At 69.5% G+C, this 17,778-nt stretch carries 17 protein-coding genes; 10 read left to right on the top strand and 7 right to left on the bottom strand.

What is annotated here, in order from left to right; all coding sequences use genetic code 11:
• The first annotated feature begins 21 nt into the window (after positions 1-21).
• From ACSFBM_RS01875 to ACSFBM_RS01845, 7 genes are all read left to right on the top strand, one after another.
• Positions 22-582 carry a methyltransferase family protein gene (locus ACSFBM_RS01875; RefSeq protein WP_435440589.1) on the top strand — a complete coding sequence of 187 codons (561 nt, stop codon included), beginning with the start codon at positions 22-24 and terminating at the stop codon, positions 580-582.
• A 111-nt stretch (positions 583-693) separates the two neighbouring features.
• Complete coding sequence (locus ACSFBM_RS01870) at positions 694-1,143, top strand: hypothetical protein (RefSeq protein ID WP_435482880.1); 450 nt, start codon at positions 694-696, stop codon at positions 1,141-1,143.
• Between the two features lie 186 nt (positions 1,144-1,329).
• Positions 1,330-1,926, top strand: a complete 597-nt coding sequence (locus ACSFBM_RS01865; RefSeq protein WP_435482879.1) for a phosphatase PAP2 family protein — start codon at positions 1,330-1,332, stop codon at positions 1,924-1,926.
• 74 nt (positions 1,927-2,000) lie between these two features.
• On the top strand, positions 2,001-2,990 hold the full coding sequence (locus ACSFBM_RS01860) for a glycosyltransferase family 2 protein (RefSeq protein WP_435483708.1): 990 nt from the start codon (positions 2,001-2,003) through the stop codon (positions 2,988-2,990).
• A complete protein-coding gene (locus ACSFBM_RS01855; protein ID WP_435482878.1) occupies positions 2,987-4,570 on the top strand; it encodes an ArnT family glycosyltransferase in 1,584 nt (527 codons plus the stop codon). Before ACSFBM_RS01860 ends, ACSFBM_RS01855 begins: the two co-directional genes overlap by 4 nt.
• The gene (locus ACSFBM_RS01850; RefSeq protein WP_435482877.1) at positions 4,563-5,426 is read left to right on the top strand and encodes a ChbG/HpnK family deacetylase; all 864 of its coding nucleotides are present in this window, start codon (positions 4,563-4,565) and stop codon (positions 5,424-5,426) included. The genes ACSFBM_RS01855 and ACSFBM_RS01850 overlap by 8 nt, the downstream gene beginning before the upstream one ends.
• Before the next feature lie 65 nt (positions 5,427-5,491).
• A complete protein-coding gene (locus ACSFBM_RS01845; protein ID WP_435482876.1) occupies positions 5,492-6,295 on the top strand; it encodes a CPBP family intramembrane glutamic endopeptidase in 804 nt (267 codons plus the stop codon).
• 18 nt (positions 6,296-6,313) lie between these two features.
• Here ACSFBM_RS01845 and ACSFBM_RS01840 read toward each other — a convergent pair whose 3' ends face one another.
• The 4 genes from ACSFBM_RS01840 to ACSFBM_RS01825 all read right to left on the bottom strand — a co-directional run bounded on the left by ACSFBM_RS01840 (position 6,314) and on the right by ACSFBM_RS01825 (position 9,388).
• A complete protein-coding gene (locus tag ACSFBM_RS01840; RefSeq protein ID WP_435482875.1) occupies positions 6,314-6,922 on the bottom strand; it encodes a flavin reductase family protein in 609 nt (202 codons plus the stop codon).
• An 18-nt stretch (positions 6,923-6,940) separates the two neighbouring features.
• Positions 6,941-7,414 (bottom strand): hypothetical protein, encoded by a 474-nt coding sequence (locus ACSFBM_RS01835; RefSeq protein ID WP_435482874.1) that lies wholly within the window; start codon positions 7,412-7,414, stop codon positions 6,941-6,943.
• A 67-nt stretch (positions 7,415-7,481) separates the two neighbouring features.
• Positions 7,482-8,207: a hypothetical protein gene (locus ACSFBM_RS01830; RefSeq protein ID WP_435482873.1), complete on the bottom strand. Its 726-nt coding sequence runs from the start codon at positions 8,205-8,207 to the stop codon at positions 7,482-7,484.
• Positions 8,208-8,401: 194 nt separating this feature from the next.
• Positions 8,402-9,388: a LysR family transcriptional regulator gene (locus ACSFBM_RS01825; protein WP_435482872.1), complete on the bottom strand. Its 987-nt coding sequence runs from the start codon at positions 9,386-9,388 to the stop codon at positions 8,402-8,404.
• 91 nt (positions 9,389-9,479) lie between these two features.
• On the opposite strand from ACSFBM_RS01825, the gene ACSFBM_RS01820 reads away from it, so the two are divergent.
• Entirely contained in the window at positions 9,480-10,421 is a 942-nt protein-coding gene (locus ACSFBM_RS01820; protein WP_435482871.1) for a class I SAM-dependent methyltransferase, read from the top strand.
• Positions 10,422-10,451: 30 nt separating this feature from the next.
• Positions 10,452-12,128 (top strand): SulP family inorganic anion transporter, encoded by a 1,677-nt coding sequence (locus ACSFBM_RS01815; protein ID WP_435482870.1) that lies wholly within the window; start codon positions 10,452-10,454, stop codon positions 12,126-12,128.
• A 26-nt stretch (positions 12,129-12,154) separates the two neighbouring features.
• On the opposite strand, the gene ACSFBM_RS01810 is transcribed toward ACSFBM_RS01815, so the two are convergent.
• Positions 12,155-13,459, bottom strand: coding sequence for an aminotransferase class V-fold PLP-dependent enzyme (locus ACSFBM_RS01810; RefSeq protein WP_435482869.1), 1,305 nt, complete (start codon positions 13,457-13,459; stop codon positions 12,155-12,157).
• 3 nt (positions 13,460-13,462) lie between these two features.
• Entirely contained in the window at positions 13,463-14,359 is an 897-nt protein-coding gene (locus tag ACSFBM_RS01805; protein ID WP_435482868.1) for a transporter substrate-binding domain-containing protein, read from the bottom strand.
• A gap of 154 nt (positions 14,360-14,513) precedes the next feature.
• Between ACSFBM_RS01805 and ACSFBM_RS01800 the strand changes: the two genes are divergently transcribed.
• Entirely contained in the window at positions 14,514-15,446 is a 933-nt protein-coding gene (locus ACSFBM_RS01800; RefSeq protein ID WP_435482867.1) for a LysR family transcriptional regulator, read from the top strand.
• 34 nt (positions 15,447-15,480) lie between these two features.
• Here the strand turns inward: ACSFBM_RS01800 and ACSFBM_RS01795 are convergent, their stop codons facing one another.
• Positions 15,481-17,667, bottom strand: a complete 2,187-nt coding sequence (locus ACSFBM_RS01795; protein ID WP_435482866.1) for a ParB/Srx family N-terminal domain-containing protein — start codon at positions 17,665-17,667, stop codon at positions 15,481-15,483.
• Between the last annotated feature and the right edge of the window lie 111 nt (positions 17,668-17,778).

The following is a 17,778-nucleotide window of genomic DNA, read 5'->3' as shown; positions in this document are numbered from 1 at the left end:
GGCCGTGTAAATTCGGCCGCCATGCTCTTCTGGTTCCAGCTCTTCCTGTTCGTCGCCGGCACGGCCGCGCTGCTGTACGTGTCGCGCGGCCCGCTGAGCCAGCCCGGCTCGCACGGCTTCTACCGCTTCTTCGCGTGGGAATGCATGCTGGTGCTGATCGTGGTGAACCTGCCCAGGTGGCACGACGATCCGTTCTCGCCGAAGCAGATCGTCTCCTCGGCGTTCTTCGTGCTGTCGATCTGGCTGCCCATTCATGCGGTGCGGCTGCTGCGGGCCGTGGGCAAGCCCACCGAGGCGCGCAACGACGACCCCGCGCTCTACGGCTTCGAGAAGACCTCGTCCATCGTGAAGACCGGCGCCTTCCGCTACATCCGCCATCCGATGTACACCGCGCTGCTGCTGCTCGCGTGGGGCGCCTTTCTCAAGCAGTTCACCTGGCTCACGCTGGCGCTGGTGCTCGCGGCCACGGTGCTGCTGTTTCTGACGGCGCTGCGCGACGAGCAGGAGTGCATTGCGCACTTCGGCGACGACTACCGCGCGTACATGCGCGGCACGCGGCGCTTCATTCCGTTCCTGCTGTAGCCCGCGCACTGCGCACGTCGCGCGGCGTCGCACCGCGCCGCGCCGGCAACCTTGCGGGACGCTGACCCGCACGATCAGGTTGCGTTCACACGGCGCCCCTAGCATCCGCGCATGTTCCTCGCACGCGTCCGCCGTTTTGCCGAAGCCCACCGCAAGGCGTGGTGTGTGCTCGGCATGCTGCTGGTTCTCGTTCAACCCTTCATCGCGGTTCACTTCCGTTGCGACGGCCTGGAAGACGAACCGATGCTGCGGGTGCGCAGCCTGAGCGACACCGCGCAGTTCGAGGCCGACGACCGCGCCGACCATCCAACGGACCGCGAAACCACCGTGTTCGCGCAGGCGCCGGCGAGCATCGACCACCCCGACGCCTTCAGCTTCGCGCTCGGCGCCCTGATGGCCCTGGTGCTGGCGATGCTGCCGCTGGTGCTGGCGATGGCACGGCTGGTCGTGCCCATCGTGCGCAAGGTGCCCGAGCATGTACCGCCGCACGGCGGCGCGCCGCCCACCGCGGCGCCCTGGCGGCGCCTGCCGCCCACCACCGCCCCACCTTCCCCGATCTGAGAAGCGATTCGACGCCGCGTGCGTCGCAACGCCTCGCTGCGTCACGTCGCATCACGCGACATCGCGCAGCGCGGCCCCTTTCTCATCGAAAAAGGTCTCGACCATGTCCTGTTTCTTCTGGTGCGCACGCCGCACCAGGCGCCTTCGTGCGCCTGTCGTCTTCGCTCGCCTGTCCGGGGTCGCCCCATGAACGCGCTGAACATCGCACTCTTCCAATGGCTGGCCGCCGGCAGCCAGCCCACGCCGTGGGTGCTGTCCGTGGCGTCGGGCTTCGCGCTGTGGGGCGCCTGGGCGAGCGCCGGCATCGTCGCGGTGGCGCTGTGGCGCCAGCCCACTGACCGTGCCTGGCTGTTCGTCGTTGCGGCGGCGGCGGGCCTGACCTCGCTGCTGGCGCACACCATCGGCGCGTCGCTCGACGTGCCACGGCCCTTCGTGCTGGGCCTGGCGCCCTCGTACATCGTGCACGCCGGGCGCGGCTCGCTGCCCAGCACGCATGCGTCGGTGATGTTCATGGTGGCGCTGGCCTTCATGCTGCGTCCCAGCCTGCGCAGGCTGGGCCTGCCGCTGCTGGCGCTGGCGGCGGTCACCGGGTGGGCGCGCATCTACGTGGGCGTTCATTTTCCGCTCGACATCGTGGCGGGCCTGCTGCTCGGCGGCCTGGTGGCCGGCGCGCTGCGCAGCGCGCAGTGGCTGGCACACCGCTTCCTTTCTTTTCCGACGTCGCAAGCCGGCCGCGCGCGCGACAGGAAGACCGCGGCCGCATCGCTCCGGAGGCATCCATGATTTCTTCTACCAACGCCCGGCATGCACGCGCCGGTATCGGCGCGGGTGCCCCGCCCACGCTGTCGCGGGTGCCCATGCCCGCTTCGCGCACGGACGTGCCGCGTGCACCGGCCGGCGACGCGCGCAGCATCTCCTGTGTGATCCCCTGCTTCAACGAGGGCGCCAACCTGCGCCACCTGCTGCCTCGGCTCGAAGACATCCTCTGGGCCACGAAACTGCGCTGGGAGATCATCGTGGTGGACGACGGCAGCACCGACGACACGGCCGACGTCGCGCGCGCGTGGTGCGAGCTCTCGGGCTTTCGCTGCATCTCGCTGTCGCGCAACTTCGGCAAGGAGGCCGCGATCACGGCGGGCCTGGCGGCGGCCACCGGCGACGCCGTGGTGCTGCTCGACGGCGACCTCCAGCACTCGCCCGACCTGATCCACCAGATGATCGCGCAGTGGGTGGCCGGAGCCGAAGTGGTGTACGCCGTGCGCGAGGAGCGCAGCGACGAAAGCCGCTTCAAGCAGCTCGGCAGCAAGCTCTTCTACCGCCTGGTCAACGCGTCGGATCGCTTCGCCGTGCCCAAGGACGCGGGCGACTTCCGCCTGATGGACCGCAAGGTGGTCGACGCGCTCATGAGCCTGCCCGAGCGCAGCCGCTTCATGAAGGGCCTGTACGCCTGGGTCGGCTTTCGCGCCGTGGCCATGCCGTACACGCCCGCGCCGCGCGCGGAGGGCGTGAGCAGCTTCAACGCACGGCGGCTGGTGCGCCTGGCGCTGGACGGCCTCACCGCCTTCACCACCTGGCCGCTGCGCATGGTGAGCGTGGTCGGACTGCTGTTCGCGGTACCGGCCTTTGCCTACGGCATCTACGTGACCGTCGACCACCTGCTGTTCGGCAATGCGGTCTCCGGCTGGACCACCATCGTGGTGAGCCTGATGTTCTTCATCGGCGTGCAGATGATCTCCACCGGCATCGTCGGCGAGTACATCGCGCGCATCTACGAGGAGGTCAAGGGCCGGCCGCTGTACGTGGTGCGCCGAACGGACGGCGCCGGCCTGGAGACCGAGAACCCATGAGGCAACCAGGCTCTCGCTGGTGGACCGCGCCCCAGCCCCTGTGGCTCATCGCGGCGCTCTTCGCGTGGCTGCTGGCCACGGCATGGGTGCGTCCCCTGATGGCCCCCGACGAGGGCCGCTACGGCGGCATCGCGCTGGCCATGCTGCACTCGGGCGACTGGCTGGTGCCGCGGCTCGACGGCCTGCCCTTCTTCCACAAGCCGCCGCTGTTCTACTGGATCGGCGCGGCCGCGATGGCGCTGACCGGGCCGGTGGAATGGGCGGCGCGGCTGCCCTCCGTGCTGGGCGCGGGCGCGGCGGCGGCGGGGCTGTTCCTGTTCCTGCGCCGCTGGTCGACCGTGCGCGTGGCGCTGCTGTCGACCGTGGTGCTCGTGACCACCCCCTTCTTCTTCTTGGGCGCGCAGTTCGCCAACCTCGACATGCTGGTGGCGGGTTGCATCGCGTGCACGGTGCTGCTGGCGGCAGGCGCGTGCCTGGCGAAGGAGCGCGACGAGCCGTGGCGCGCGCTGCTCGCGGGCGCCTACCTGTTCGCCGCGGCCGGGTTGCTGGCCAAGGGGCTCATCGGGCTGGTGCTGCCTGCGATGGTGATCGTCATCTGGTGCGCGGCGACGCGCAGGCTCGCGGCGCTGAAGCTCGCGCTGTGGCTGCCCGGATGGGCCGTGCTGCTGGCCGTGGCCGGCCCGTGGTTCGTGGCCATGCAGATGAAGTACCCCGAGTTCTTCGACTACTTCGTCGTCACGCAGCACTTCCGGCGCTTCGCCTCGTCGGGCTTCAACAACGAGCACGGCTTCTGGTTCTACCTGCCGGTGCTGGCCGGCCTCACGCTGCCGTGGTTCGCATGGGTGCTGGTGCCGCGCGGCAAGGACGACGACACCCGCCCCAGGCGCTCCGACGTCGACGTGCTCATGTGGATCTGGCTCGCGGTGATCGTGGTGTTCTTCTCGATGCCGCGCTCCAAGCTCGTGGGCTACGTGCTGCCGGCGCTGCCGCCGCTGGCGTACCTGATCGCGCAGCGCGTGCTCGCGGGCCGCACGCCGGAATCGCTGCTGTCCAAGGTGCGCGCCACCACGCTGGCGTCTGCGGCGCTGTGCGTGGCCTGCGTGGTCGCCGTGGCGGTGTATGCGACGCCACCGGGCGCACACCTGCGCCTGCCGGCCGGCGCGTCGGTGGCGCCCGGCGAGCGGGTGCTGATGCTCGACAGCTACAGCTACGAGATTCCGTTCTACTGGAACCTGCGCGAGCCGGTGCTGGTGTCGGACGACTGGCAGGCGGCGGCCCGCGACACCCGCGACAACTGGCGCAAGGAGATCTTCGACGCCGGCCGCTTCGAGCCGGCACGCGCCGCCGCCACGCTGCTCGAGCGCACGCAGCTGGCTTCCACGCTCTGCGTGCCGCGCGCCACCTGGATCGTGGGCGCGAACACCGCGCACCTGGCGAACCCCTGGCTGGCTCGCGCGCGGCTGCTGGCGGTCAACCATGCCCTGGCCGCGTGGCGCTTCGCGGGCAGCGCCACCAGCGACCCGCATTGCCTGGACGCCGCACCCGGCGCACCGCCCCCGGGAGGCGGCGGCGATGACTGACATGGCCGGCGTGCACCTCGCCACGGCGCGCCGCATCTGCGTCTGCGCGGACGACTTCGGCCTGAGCGTGGGCGTGAACGCGGCCGTCGTCGACCTGGCCGAGCGCGGCAAGATCTCCGCCACCGGCGGCATGGTGCGGCGCAGTGCCTGGCTGGCCGGTGCGAAGGCGCTGCGGCGCATCGCGCCCGCGCGGCTCGATGTCGGGCTGCACCTGGACCTCACGCGGCCGTCGCAGGTCGACGGGCCCGAGCCCGGCCTGGCCGGCCTGCTCGCGCGGACCTTCACGCGCACGGTGTTCGCGGCGGGGCTGAAGGCCGACATCCGCGACCAGATGACACGCTTCGAGGACGCCATGGGCCGCGCGCCGGCCTTCATCGACGGACACCGCCACGTGCACCAGTTCCCCGTGGTGCGCGAGCTGCTGGTGGAGGAGATCGCGCGGCGCTACGCGGATTCGCCGCCCTGGCTGCGATGCACCGCACCGGGCTGGCTGCAGGGGCCCGACCGCTGGAAGGCCAGGCTCATCCACGCGCTGGGCGGCGCGCGGCTGGCCGCGCTCGCGGCACGCCACGGCATTCCCACGAGCCGGCACCTGCTGGGCGTGTACGACTTCTCGGGCGATGCCGGCGACTATGCGCGCCGGCTGGCCGAATGGCTCTCGGCCAGCGGCAGCGGCGACGTGCTCATGTGCCACCCCGCCGCCGGCATCATGCCCGGCGACCCGCACGGATCGGCGCGGCTGCACGAGTACGCGGTGCTGCGCGAGCTGGTGCTGCCGCTGCCCGGCCAACCGGGGGGCATCTGGCTGTCGCCGCTCTCGCAGCTGTTGCGCAACGGGAAACTGGCGAGCCCCTGAGCCGCCCGGGCGGTCGCGTAACATCCGCGCCACCGTCCCCCAGGCGCCCACCGGCGCACCCCCTCATGCCCTCCCCGAAAAGCGCGGCCTTCCCTTCGCCGGCGCAAGCCGCCCTGCTGTTCGTGGCCCTGTTCCTCTGCGAGTTCGTCGTGGGCGCCGCGTTGCGCGACGCCAATGGCTGGCTCGGCCTGAACCTCATGCAGATCGGCGTGCTCTCGGCCGTGCTGGGCAACGGCTGCGTGTTCGCGGTGGTCATGCACTTCCAGAAGCTCACCTACCGCGAGCTCTTCCATCATTCGCCTTCATCGCCGGGCGCCATGCTGATGCTGGTGGTGCCGCCGGTGCTGCTGCTGGTGCCGGCGCTGCTGCTCGCCATCACCTCCGCGCTGCAGTTGCTGATGGCGATCGTGCCGCTGTCGCGCTGGGAGGAGTCGTTCTTCAGCCGCATGGCCGACGGCAGCGTGGCGGCCGTGCTGGCGGTGTGCGTGATGGCGCCGTTGCTGGAGGAGATGCTGTTCCGCGGCATCGTGCTGCGCGGCTTCCTGCAGCGCTATCCGCGCTGGCAGGCCATCTTCATGTCGGCGCTGCTGTTCGGCGCGGCGCACATGAACATCTACCAGTTCGTGGTCGGCTTCGTGATGGGCACCGTGCTCGCCTGGCTGTACGAACGCACGCGCTCGCTCATTCCGTGCATTGCGCTGCACGCCACCTACAACACCACCACCTTGCTGCTGGCCGACTGGCTGGAGGCCGCATCGCCCTCGCGCCTGCTGTGGGCCGTGCTGCTGGCGTTGGCGGCGGCCGTGTGCGGCGTGGTGGTGTTGCGCGCGATGCTGGTACCGCGCGCGGCGCGGGGCAACTCGGCCTGAGCCGGGCGCCCCTGAGAACTAAGGCGTGGGCGGCAACGCCCGCGCATCGACCGCCTCGCCGTCGACGATGAAGTGCCCGCCCGCCACATGGTGCAGCGTGCGCAGCGCGTCGTGGTCGTCGAAGTTCCAGCGCCCGTTGGCGAACACGCGCGCATCGGCCTGCGCGGCAATCACCTCGCCCAGGAACAGGTCGTAGCGTTCCTGGATGTGCGGCTCCGGCAGCAGCCGGCATTCGAGCCAGGCCGCGCAGCCTTCGAGCAGCGGCGCGCCGGTGGCACTGCCCGCGAAGGTCTCCAGCCCGTAGGCGGCGAACTTGTCGCGGCCCGAGGTCTCGACGATCTCGCGGCCCGAGCTGCTGCCCAGCGCCTCGGTCAGGTCGAGCTGCGCGCGCGTGGGCACCTGCAGCGCGAAGGTGCCTGCGCCTTCGAGCAGCACCCGCGTCCAGGTGCTCTTGTCGAGCACCACCGCCACCTTGGGCGGCGCAAAGTCCAGCGGCATGGCCCAGGCCGCGGCCATGATGTTGCGCTGGCCGCCGTGCGCGGCGCTCACGAGCACGGTGGGGCCGTGGTTCATCAGGCGGTAGGCCTTGTCGAGCGGAACGCTCTGGCGGTGCTGTGCGTTGTTCATGCAGGAGTCAGCGCTGAATCAACGGTAGGCGTCGCACAGCGCGAGGTACTCGTCGCCCGAAATCTCCAGCGCCGTGGCGCGGCGCAGCACGCGTGCCTTGGGCTTGGGCAGGTCGGTCCTGATCTGGATCTGCCGGCTGATCGGAATGCCGACGTAGCTCTGGTTCACCCATGTGTTCTCGACGATGTTGCCCCACGGCAGCACCATGCCGTTCTCGAAGGTCAGGCCCTGGTGGCCGACCACGAACGCCGGCGTCGCGATGTTGCGCAGCGTGTTGAAGCACTTGAAGGTCAGCCACGCCGTAAGCAGCGCGAAGCAGGCCGCGATGAGGATGCCGATGTTCTTGTCCTGCGCACGGATGCACAGCACGGCCAGCACCAGGGTCACCACGCCCCAGAGCACGGTGCCGCCGATGAGGCGCGAGCGGGAATAGAACACGGGACGGTCCTGGCGGGTCTTTTCTTGCTGTGCGGCGGAGCTGTAGATTTCCATTTGTGGTGTTCGCTGTGTGCGTCTGTTGGAGTGGTTGAAAAAAGGGCTGAAGGGCGACGAAGAAGATTCAGTGCGCGGGCAGGCGCTGCATCAGGCAGGCCATGAGCACGGGTTCGTTGTCGATCTTCGAGCGATCGATCTTTCGGGTCTTGCCGCTGGCGACGATGACCAGGTGTTCGTCCACGTCCATGCCTTCCTCGTCGGACTGCGTGCGGATGGTGCCGATGCTCGACCACGCAATGAGCTGGCCCTTGTGCACCAGGCCTTCGGCCTGCAGGCCGAGCGCACCGAACTTCACCGTCTCGCCCGCATGCAGGCGGCGCTCCACGTCGTGCGCCATGGTGTCGCCGATGGCCTCTTCCACTTCGGCGAGCAGCGCGTCCGGCTGGTCCCACAGATCAAGCCGCAGGCGCAGCGTCTTGCCGTCGCGCGTGGAGAGCAGCACGTGGTTGCGGTTGTGGCGATGGCGAAAGCGCGTGACGTCCGCGAAGGCCAGCGTGCGTTCGCCGAGTTGCAGGCCGTGCTCGCCGACGGTCAGCGTTTCGGGCGTGCGCAACCACGCGAAGAAGTCGCTGCCCTTCCAGCAGATCAGGTAGATCGCCGCGGGAATGGCCAGGAACAGAACGACGATCGCACCCTTGTAGCGAATGAAGTCCGGCGTGATCAGGTACGGAAGGATGTAGACCTTGATCGGCACCAGCATCATGGCGCAGAAGACATAGATGGCGGCCAGACCGCCGAGGACGCAATAGAACGAGTAGCGCGGAAAGATTCTGGCGTGGCGAATGGGCATGTGGCGGGCCCGATGCAAAGACACGGGCGAACAAAAAACTACCCGCGCACCATACCAGCGCGATGCGTCTTTCATGAGGCCCGGCGTGTCAGCCGAGACCTCATTTTTCGAGTGAAAGATGGACTTCGTACGAAGGGCTTAGCCTGGAAGATTTAAGTTTTTCGCCGCATCGCGTGCGACCCGTTCTAAAGCATTCACCGCACCTTCGAGATCAATGCGCGATGCGCGGCGATCGTGCGTCCGCGCATCGGGTCCGACGCGTCGCGGCCCGCAAGCGGACCGAAGCGCGTGTCCCGCGACACGGCGGCGACGCAGTCGCGAAGACACCGGTGCGCAGGGTCCGCGGCATCACGTGGATGCCACGCCTGCAGCACCTGCTCGACGGGCACGGCCACGGGCAACTTGAAGATCTCGAGGTCGAGACTCGCCGCCACGGTCCGCGCCAAGGGCTCGGGCACGCAGGCGACCAGCGCGGAGCGCGCGGCCGCCATCAACGCACCGTAGGCACTGGGCACCGTCAATGCAATCTGCCGTGTACAGCCATGCCCGGCGAGCAGGCTGTCGATGGGCTCCCTGGACTTTCCGCGGCGCGTGACCGCCACATGCTGCTGCGCGGCGAAGCGCTTCGGGGTGACCCGCGTCCGCAGCAACGCATGCCCCGATTTCACGACGCCCACGATGCGCTGCTCGTAGAGCAGCGAGGTCAGGATCTCGGGGCCCTTGTCGAACAGCGTGCCGACATCGAGGTCGATGCGCCCTTCGCGCAACGCAATCGCGTCGCTGTCGCTTTCAGGAACGAAGCGCAGGCGTGCGAGCGGAAGGTCGCGGCGCAGCGCCGCAAGCAGCGTCGCGCCATAGACGATGCCCATGCCCTCGGGCGAACGCACCGTGAACTCGCGCTCCAGTTGCGCCAGCGGCACGCCGCCATCGGGTTGCATCAGCAGCCGGGCATCGGCAATCAGCCGTCGAACCGGCTCGCGCATGGCTTGGGCACGCGGCGTGGGAATCAGCGTGCGGCCGGCGCGCACGAGCACCGGATCGCCGAGCGCCTCTCGGATGCGTGCGAGCGTGTGGCTCATGGCGGGCGCGCTCAGGTGCATGCGCTCGGCAGCGGCACTGACGCTGCCGGTGCTCAGCAACGCATCGAGCGCGGCCAGCAGGTTCAGGTCCAATGAATTCATTTCGTGCAGGTACTTGCTTGAAACAATGCACTGTACAGAGGCACGCCGGCGACGCACACTGCGCACCCATTCCACGTTGGAGCCCGCCCCAGTGACCCCCTTGAAAGCCAGCCGCACCGCCCTCGCCACGTCCTTGATGCGCGCACTGCATTCGCGCTGCGACCCCGCCCCGCTGCTGGACGACCCGTGGGGCGACCGCCTGGTGCCGGAGGCCGTGCGCGCGGCCTTTCGCGAGCGGGCGATGGCACGGCACGCAGCAGCCGGCAAGGCCGGGGCCGCGGCCGAGACCGCCTTTTCATCCGACAGCGTGCTGGACGCCGTGTGGCGCGCGAACGCGGCGTATGCCGACGTGGTGCTGCGCTCGCGCTACACCGAAGACGCGCTCCAGGCGGCCGTGGCAAAGGGTGTGGCGCAGTACGTGATCGTCGGCGCGGGCTTCGACAGCTTCGTGTGCCGCCGGCCCGCATGGGCGCACACACTGAACATCTACGAAGTCGATCACCCCGACACGCAGCGCCTGAAGCGCCAGCGCCTGCAGGCGTGCGGCGTGGCCGCGTCGCCGTCGGTGCATTTCATCGAGGCGGACCTGGCCACGGAAGACCTCGGCACCGCGCTGGCCCGCTCGAGCTTCGACCCGACACAGCCGGCCTTCTTCTCGTGGCTGGGGGTCACCATGTACCTCACGCGCGAGGCGAACCTGGCGGCGCTGCGATCCATCGCGTCGTGCACGTCCGCTCACAGCGAACTGGTCTTCACCTACATCGACGAAGCCGCGCTCGCCCCGGGCCATGCCGGTGCGCAGGCCTTCCGCAAGCTGCGCAGCGATGTGTCGGCCGCAGGAGAGTCCTTCCTGTCGGGCTTCGATCCCGCGGCGTTGCAGGCATTGCTGCTCGACACCGGCCTGCGGCTGAAGGAAGATCTCGACGGGCACCAGGCCATTGCACGCTACGACCCCGCGGGGCTCAACGGCCTGCGGTCCGCAGGGGCCGCGCACATGGCGCATGCCGTCAGCTTCCGGTCCGCCGGCGCCTGATAGCTTGCGGCGGCAACACCCCACTCCTTCATGACCGCAGCCACGCCGCCCGCCGCACCCATCCCGCCAATCCCGCCGCGGAGCACCGCCTCCCGCCGCCCCGGTCTCGCCGACCTCGTGGCGGGCGTGTCCATCGCGGGCCTGCTGCTGCCCGAGGCCGTGGCGTACGCCAGCATCGCGGGCCTGCCGCCGCAGGCCGGCGTGATCGCGCTGTTCGCGGGCCTGCTGGTCTACGGCCTCTTCGGCAGCAGCCGCTTCGCGATCGTCTCGGCCACGTCGTCGTCCGCCGCGGTGCTGTTCGCGGCCACGATGTCGGTCACGGGCGTGGATGCCGCCACGCGGCTCGCGATGGGCGCGGGCATCGTGCTGCTGGCGGGCCTGTTCTTCGTCGTCGCGGGTGTCGCGAAGCTCGGCGCGGTGTCCAGCCTCATCGCCAAGCCGGTGCTGCGCGGCTTCGCGCTCGGGCTGGCGTTGACCATCGTGGTGAAGCAATTGCCCAAGGTGCTGGCGGTGCAGCCGGCGCACAGCGACTTCTTCCGGCTCGCCGGCGGGCTGCTGGGCGAGTGGCGGCACTGGAACCTGGCCGGCGCGGCCATGGCGCTGGTCGCGCTCGCCCTGCTGCGGGGTCTCGCGCGCTGGCGCGCGGTGCCGGCCGCGCTGCTGGTGATCGCGGGCGGCATCGCGCTCGACGTGAGCGGGCTGTGCCAGGCCTGGGGCGTGGCGGCGGTGGGACCGATCTCGCTGGACTTCTCGCACCCCGGCGTGCCGCCGCTGGACCGCGCGCAATGGCAGAACCTGGGCGGGCTGGCCTTCGCGATGGCGCTGATCCTCTATGCCGAGTCGTACGGGTCGATCCGCACCTTCGCATTGCGCCATGGCGACAACGTGTCGGCCAACCGCGACCTGCTGGCGCTGGGCGGCGCCAACCTGCTCTCGGCGCTGTTCCAGGGCATGCCGGTGGGCGCGGGCTATTCGGCCACCTCGGCCAACGAGTCGGCCGGCGCGCAGAGCCGCGCGGCGGGCATCGTCGCGGGGCTGGTGGTGCTGGTGGCGGTGCTCACGCTGCTGCCGTGGATCGCGCACACGCCCGAGCCGCTGCTGGCCGCCATCGTGATCCATGCGGTGAGCCACACGCTGAACCCGGCCGCGCTGCGGCCCTACTTCCAGTGGCGGCGCGACCGGCTGGTGGCACTCGTGGCGGTGGCCGCCGTGCTGCTGCTGGGCGTGCTCGACGGGCTGCTGGCCGCCATCGGCGTGAGCCTGTTGCTGCTGCTGCGCGGCTTCTCGCGCACCACGGTGAGCTGGCTCGGCCGGCTGGGCCAGAGCCACGACTACGTCGACACGGCCCGCCACCCCGAGGCGGTGGTGCCGCCGCACACGCTGATCGCGCGGCCCGAGGTGCCGCTGTTCTTCGGCAATGCGGATGCGGTGTTCGCGTCGATCCGTGCGCGCGTCGATGCGATGCCGGGCCTGCAGCGCATGGTGCTGAGCCTGGAGGAATCGCCCGACCTCGACGCCACCAGCATCGAGGCGCTGTGCGACTTCGCGGCCTACGTGCGCGTGCGCGGCGCGCGCCTGTCGCTGGCGCGTGTGAAAGACGACGTGCGGGACCTGCTGGCCAAGGTGAATTCGCCCGACCTGCATGCGGACGTGTATGCGCCGTGGAGCGTGGACGACGCGGTGCAGCCGGCACCGCCCTTCGCCTGAAGCCCGGCGCCGTCAAGGCCGCAGGGCTACCCCTGCTGAGCCGCGATCTCCTGCGTGATCCGCAGGAACTTCTCCATGTCGGCCACCGAGTTGCAATGCAGCGGCGACACCCGCACCGTGCCCGCCAGGCCGAAGGACTCGAGCATGCGCTTCGAATACAGGCTGGTCGCCACGCGTTCGTAGACCGTCACGCCACGCTTGCCGTACTCGACCACCGCCTGTGTGCAGTCGATGTGGTCGAAGCCGATGCCCAGGATCAGGTCGCGCCGGGTCAGGTCTTCGTGGTCGAGGAACACCTCGACGCCGCGCATCTCGCGCATGCCGGTCGCGTTGGCGTTGCCGTCGAGCAGCACGGCGAGCAGCGCGCGCTCGTGCAGCTCGATGTGGGTGATGCCCGCGACGAACAGGGCGCGGCGGCCGGTGGCTTCGGTGGCATCCGTGAAGTGGCTGCCCAGCCAGCACACGTAGTCGACGATTTCGGTCAGCACCGCGAACTGCCACGGCGCCGAGCTGCCCAGGTCCCAGTAGTCGGGCTTCTTGGCGGCCAGCTTGTGGTGCGGCAGCACGGCCGCACGCTCGGACATCCATGACAGGCCCGAGCCCCGGCAGCCGAAGAACTTGTAGGGCGCGATGTTGACGCCGTCCACCGGCGTCTTCTGCAGGTCGATGAGGCCGTGCGGCGCATGCTGCACGGCGTCCACCACGATGTACAGGTCGGGCTTGATGGCGCGCGCGCGGCGCACGATCTCCTCCATGTCGAGCTTGGCACCGGAGATGTTCGACGCGTAGATCACGTTGAGCAGGCAGGTGTCCTTGTCGACCAGCCGCACGATCTCTTCCACATCGACGCCGCCGGTGACGGGGTTGCTCTGCGCCACGCGCAGCTCGCGGCCCAGGCGCTGGGCATAGAGGCTCATCGCGTCGAAGGCCGAGGGATGCTCGAGCACGGTGGTGACCATGTTCGTGCCCGGCACGTTCTCGGCAATGGCGCGCACCATGTCGAACATCGCGCCAGAGGCGGTGAGCGAGGCGTACACGCTGCCGCCCTTCGCATTCAGGATGGTGCGCAGGTCGTCGCTGCCCCGGGCCTGGATGTCCTGCAGCTCGACGGCCGTGGCGTGGATGCGCTCGGCGTTGTCGGGAATGGCGTCGACCTGCGCGAAGCGCTCGACCGCCGCCTTCAGGCGAAACGATCCGCCGGCATTGTCGAAGTACAGGCGCTCGCGGCCGTGGTGGTCATGGTCCACGCCGAGAAAGCGCTGCTGCACCTCGCGCATCAGCGCATCGGAAAAGACCAGGCCATGGGGGTGTTGTGCGTGCGGGGAAGCCATCGTTCAGACGCCCTTGTTGTTGGGGTTCTTGTAGATCTCGCGCACCGCGTCGGACATGGGGAAGTTCAGGTTCGCGTTCTTCGGCGGAATCGGCGAGAGGAACCACTTGGTGTACAGCTGCTCGATGGCGCCCGACTTCATGAGGCCGGTGACGGTCTCGTCCACCAGCGCCTTGAACTGCGGGTCGTCCTTGCGCAGCATGATGCCGTAGGGCTCCTGGCGCAGCGACTCCTTCAGCAGCTTGTACTCGCCCGGGTTGGTGGCGCTGGCGACCATGCCGGCGAGCTGCACGTCGTCGAGCACGTAGGCGTCGGCGCGGCCGGTGGACAGCAGCAGAAAGCCGTCGGAGGTGTCCTTGCCGGCGATCTCGTTGACTTCGATGGTGCCGCTCTTGCGCGCGCCGCGCAGCAGCTGGATCGAGGTGCTGCCCGAGACGGTGGCCACGTTCTTGCCGTTCAGGTCGGCCAGCGAATTGATGCCCGAGGCCTTCTTCACCGCGGCGGTGATGTTGGTCACGAAGTGGCTGGGCGCGAAGTCGACCTGTGCCTGGCGCTGGGTGGTGTTGGTGGTGGTGGCGCAGTCGAGGTCGACGGTGCCGTTCTGCAGCAGCGGAATGCGGTTGGTCGAGTTGAGCATGGTGTAGCGCACCTCGAGTTTCGGCAGGCCGAGCCTGGCCTTCACCGCGTCGACGATCTTCAGGCAGATGTCGTTGGTGAAGCCGATGGGCGCGCTGTCGGCGCTGAGCTTGTACGAGAACGGAATCTGGCTGTCGCGCGCGCCGATCTGGATCGTGCCGCTCTCCTTGATCTTCTGCAGCGTGCCGCCGTCCTGGGCGCTGGCCGCGCCGCAGGCGAAGACAAGGCCGAGGCAGAGCGCGAGGGGCAGTTTCTTGAAGGTCATCGGGGGTTCCTTGAAGGGTCGAAGAGAGTGGACGGAGGGTGGATGAGGGGTGGCTTGGCCGCATCTTCTGCCTCTGGATGAATTTCCAAAAGCGATTTTTTGTGATCGAATCACATGACTAAAAGCGTTCTTTCAGCCGGAGTGCCGCACCGTGATGACTTTCAAGCAACTCGAAGCCCTCTACTGGATCGGGCAGCTGGGCGGCTTTGCGCAGGCGGCGAACCAGCTGCACACCTCGCAGTCCGCGGTGTCCAAGCGGGTGCACGAGCTGGAGCTGCTGTTCGACACCGCGCTGTTCGACCGCAGCCAGCGCACCGCGCGGCTCACCGAGAAGGGCGAGGAGATGTTCGTGCTCGCGCAGAAGCTGCTGGCACAGCGCGACGCCGCGGTCGAGCAGTTCGGCAAGCCCGGCGTGGTGGAGCGGCGCATCCGCATCGGCGTGACCGAGCTCACCGCCATGACCTGGCTGCCGCGGCTGGTGGGGCTGATCCAGCAGCACTACCCCAAGGTGATCCTGGAGCCCGACGTGGACGACAGCTTGCAGCTGCGCGACAAGCTGCTGGCCGACGAGCTCGACCTGGTCATCGTGCCCGACACCTTCGCCGAGTCGCGCCTGCCGCACACGGTCATCGGGCAGGTGCGCAGCGCGTGGATGTGCAAGCCTGGCGTGGTGCCTGCGGCATCGGCCAGCGGCACCGTGCGGCTGCACGAGCTGGCGCGCCACCGCATGCTGGTGCAGGGCAACAACTCGGGCACCGGGCGTGCCTACGACGCATGGATGAAGGAGCAAGGCGTGCAGCCGGCCAACGTGATCGTGGTGAGCAACCTGGTGGCGCTCACCGGGCTCACGGTGTCGGGCCTGGGCGTGAGCTACCTGCCGCGCGAATGCCTGTCGCCGATGGTCGACGCGGGCATGCTCGCGGTGATCGAGGTGACGCCTGCCCTGCCCGTGGTGCGGTACGTGGCCATGCACAAGGGCGAGCACCGCAGCGCGCTGACCTCGTCCATCGTGATGCTGGCGCAGGAATGCTGCGACTTCACGCGGATGTTCCAGGCGCAGGGGGAAGAAGAGGCTTCGCCGGGCTGAACACCCGCAGCTCAGCGAGCGACCTGCTCCCCGCCTACTTCGTCGCCAGCGACGCCCGGTAGCTCAACGCATACGCCAGCTTGCCCGGCTTCGCGGCCGTCACCGGCGTGTTGAGGTCGGCGAAGGCGGCGCTGTCGAAGCTCGCGCGCTTGCCCATCTGCAGCGCGGTGAGGCCCGAGGAACCGATCGGCGTCGTGTCAGGCGTCGCGATCATCAGGTTCGACGCGGTCTGGATGGCCTGCAGGTAGCTCGCGGCATCAGTCAGCGTGTAGGCCGAGAGCTGCAGGTTCTGCGGCGCGGCGCGCAGCCATTCGGACCAGTAGAACTCCAGGAACTCGGTGCTGTTGGCGGGCTGCGCATAGCCGATGTCGCGCGTGAAATACAGCAGCGCGCGGTACGGGTCGTCCAGCAGTCCGTTGCCCAGGCCCAGCTGCTGCGGCAGGTCGGCCGGCGTGATGGCGCGGCCGTCGGGCAGCTTGAGCCACACCGTCTTGTTCGCACGCATGCCGCGCCAGAAGGTGGCGTTGTTCTGGTCCATGAAGTTGCCCTTCATCACCACCGGCACCTTCACGTCGGCACCGCCGCCGTTGGGTGCCTCCCAGAAGCTGGTGAGGGTGTGGTGGCCGTCCGTCAGGTACAGCACGCCGCGCGGGCCGACCACGGCCGACTTCAGCGCGCCCTGGTCGAAGGCGTTCTTGGTCGAGCAGGTGAAGCTGGCGGGGTCGGTGAGCAGCGAGGTGCCCGCAATGACCGTCGAGCCCTTGGCGCCGTCCGTGAGGCCCCGGGCTTCGCAATAGTCGTCGAACTCTTTCTTCCACTGCGTCGACCCGTTGGCGTTGTTGCGGTAGCGCGCCTGCTTGTAATAGACCTGGTCGTAGCCGATGGCCGGCTGCGTGGGGCGCGCGTCGCCGATGCGGATGTCCATGACGGCGGTGCCGGTGGTGGGCGCCGATGCGTAGGTGCCGATGACGGGCTGCACCGGCAGCATGCGGCATACCCCCGAGAAGTTGGTGGACGCAGCGGCATCCCTGCCGGTGCCGACGTAGTACACGGTCTGCTTGCCCACGGGCAGCAGCACGCGCGCGGCCTTCTGGCTGTCGGCCCACTGGCCGGTGACGAGGCCGTTCACGGCACTGGTGCCCGCCGCGCCGAGCTTCACGTCGTAGTCGATGGTGTCGGTCTGCAGCAGGCCCTGGCCCACCGACACGAAGTTGCGCTGCGTGCGGCCGGTGGCCGCGCCGGTGGTGGCATCGAGCGCGGGCTGGCTGCACAGCCATTCGCCGTCGAGCGCGGTGGCGGGCAAGGCCATCGACGCGCTCTGCAGCACCCAGGTGCCGGTGCGGAAGCTGCCGTCGGCGGCGGTGGTGAACTCATCGGCCAACAACGTGGCCGCGCCCGATTGCGCATTGACCATGACACGGCCGACGCGCTGGCCGTCCAGCGTCAGCGACAGCGCGCCCGGGTAGGTCGCCTGGTCGGCTTCGGCCGCGAGCTTGCCGGTGCGTGCGGCGCTGCAGGTGTCTGCATAGGCCTGGCCCAGGCAGGCGCGCACGCTGCCGTCGGCCGCCACGTTGAACTGGCCGAACGCCGACTCGGGGCCCGCCTGCGCCACGCCCTTGGCGTTGTAGGCGGTGGTGAGCCTGACGAAGCTGTACACACCGGCCAGGCGGGCCACGTCGGCCACGCCCTGGTTCGAAGCGGCAATCTCGCCCTGCAGCAGCGAGCCATCGGCCGCCTTGAGGTTGGGCACCTGGGCCAGCGAGCCGCTGAGCAGGCCGCCGTCGAGCTGGAAGCGCAGGCCCAGGCGGGGCAGCGCGGCGGCGAGCGCATCGGGCACGCCGCTGCCGGCCACCACGGCGAAGTTGCCGGCCAGCAGCGAGCCGTCGGGCTGGGTGGTGTAGCTGGCGCTCAGTGCGCCGGCCAGGCCGAAGCGCGAATCGACGAAGCGCAGCGTGAGCTTGCCGGCCGCGGGCTGGTCGAGGGTGATGGACACGGTGTCGCCGAAGCTGGCGGTGCCCGTGTACTGCGAACCGCCCGCCAGCGGCTGGAGCGCCACGACGGGGGCGTCCGGATTGCCGGCGCCGGGGGCGCCCGCAGCAGGGGCGCCGACCGGCACGAAGCCGCTTCCTCCCCCACCGCCGCCGCAAGCTGCCAGAGACAAGGCCGCAAGGCCGGCCAATCCCGCGGCGCGCGCGCAGGTCCATCGAAAGTTGTGATGCATGAAAGTCCACAGGAAAAAGAGACTGGGCACGCCCGTGCAGGCGTGGCCCGCCCCGCCGCAGGCGGCCCGATTCTGTGAACCCGAGGTGACAGACCCATGACGGCCTGCCGC

Source organism: Variovorax pasteuri, assembly GCF_051216435.1.
Lineage (GTDB): Bacteria > Pseudomonadota > Gammaproteobacteria > Burkholderiales > Burkholderiaceae_C > Variovorax.
The sequence above is the reverse complement of the archived record's forward strand: the minus strand, read 5'-3'. Positions and strand labels throughout refer to the sequence as shown.

Excerpts from the sequence above, each read along its gene's own strand:
- ACSFBM_RS01875 (WP_435440589.1), top strand. The coding sequence starts at position 22 with ATGCTCTTCTGGTTCCAGCTCTTCCTGTTCGTCGCCGGCACGGCCGCG.
- ACSFBM_RS01870 (WP_435482880.1), top strand. The coding sequence starts at position 694 with ATGTTCCTCGCACGCGTCCGCCGTTTTGCCGAAGCCCACCGCAAGGCG.
- ACSFBM_RS01865 (WP_435482879.1), top strand. The coding sequence starts at position 1,330 with ATGAACGCGCTGAACATCGCACTCTTCCAATGGCTGGCCGCCGGCAGC.
- ACSFBM_RS01860 (WP_435483708.1), top strand. The coding sequence starts at position 2,001 with ATGCCCGCTTCGCGCACGGACGTGCCGCGTGCACCGGCCGGCGACGCG.
- ACSFBM_RS01855 (WP_435482878.1), top strand. The coding sequence starts at position 2,987 with ATGAGGCAACCAGGCTCTCGCTGGTGGACCGCGCCCCAGCCCCTGTGG.
- ACSFBM_RS01850 (WP_435482877.1), top strand. The coding sequence starts at position 4,563 with ATGACTGACATGGCCGGCGTGCACCTCGCCACGGCGCGCCGCATCTGC.
- ACSFBM_RS01845 (WP_435482876.1), top strand. The coding sequence starts at position 5,492 with ATGCCCTCCCCGAAAAGCGCGGCCTTCCCTTCGCCGGCGCAAGCCGCC.
- ACSFBM_RS01840 (WP_435482875.1), bottom strand. The coding sequence starts at position 6,922 with ATGAACAACGCACAGCACCGCCAGAGCGTTCCGCTCGACAAGGCCTAC.
- ACSFBM_RS01835 (WP_435482874.1), bottom strand. The coding sequence starts at position 7,414 with ATGGAAATCTACAGCTCCGCCGCACAGCAAGAAAAGACCCGCCAGGAC.
- ACSFBM_RS01830 (WP_435482873.1), bottom strand. The coding sequence starts at position 8,207 with ATGCCCATTCGCCACGCCAGAATCTTTCCGCGCTACTCGTTCTATTGC.
- ACSFBM_RS01825 (WP_435482872.1), bottom strand. The coding sequence starts at position 9,388 with ATGAATTCATTGGACCTGAACCTGCTGGCCGCGCTCGATGCGTTGCTG.
- ACSFBM_RS01815 (WP_435482870.1), top strand. The coding sequence starts at position 10,452 with ATGACCGCAGCCACGCCGCCCGCCGCACCCATCCCGCCAATCCCGCCG.
- ACSFBM_RS01810 (WP_435482869.1), bottom strand. The coding sequence starts at position 13,459 with ATGGCTTCCCCGCACGCACAACACCCCCATGGCCTGGTCTTTTCCGAT.
- ACSFBM_RS01805 (WP_435482868.1), bottom strand. The coding sequence starts at position 14,359 with ATGACCTTCAAGAAACTGCCCCTCGCGCTCTGCCTCGGCCTTGTCTTC.
- ACSFBM_RS01800 (WP_435482867.1), top strand. The coding sequence starts at position 14,514 with ATGACTTTCAAGCAACTCGAAGCCCTCTACTGGATCGGGCAGCTGGGC.
- ACSFBM_RS01795 (WP_435482866.1), bottom strand. The coding sequence starts at position 17,667 with ATGCATCACAACTTTCGATGGACCTGCGCGCGCGCCGCGGGATTGGCC.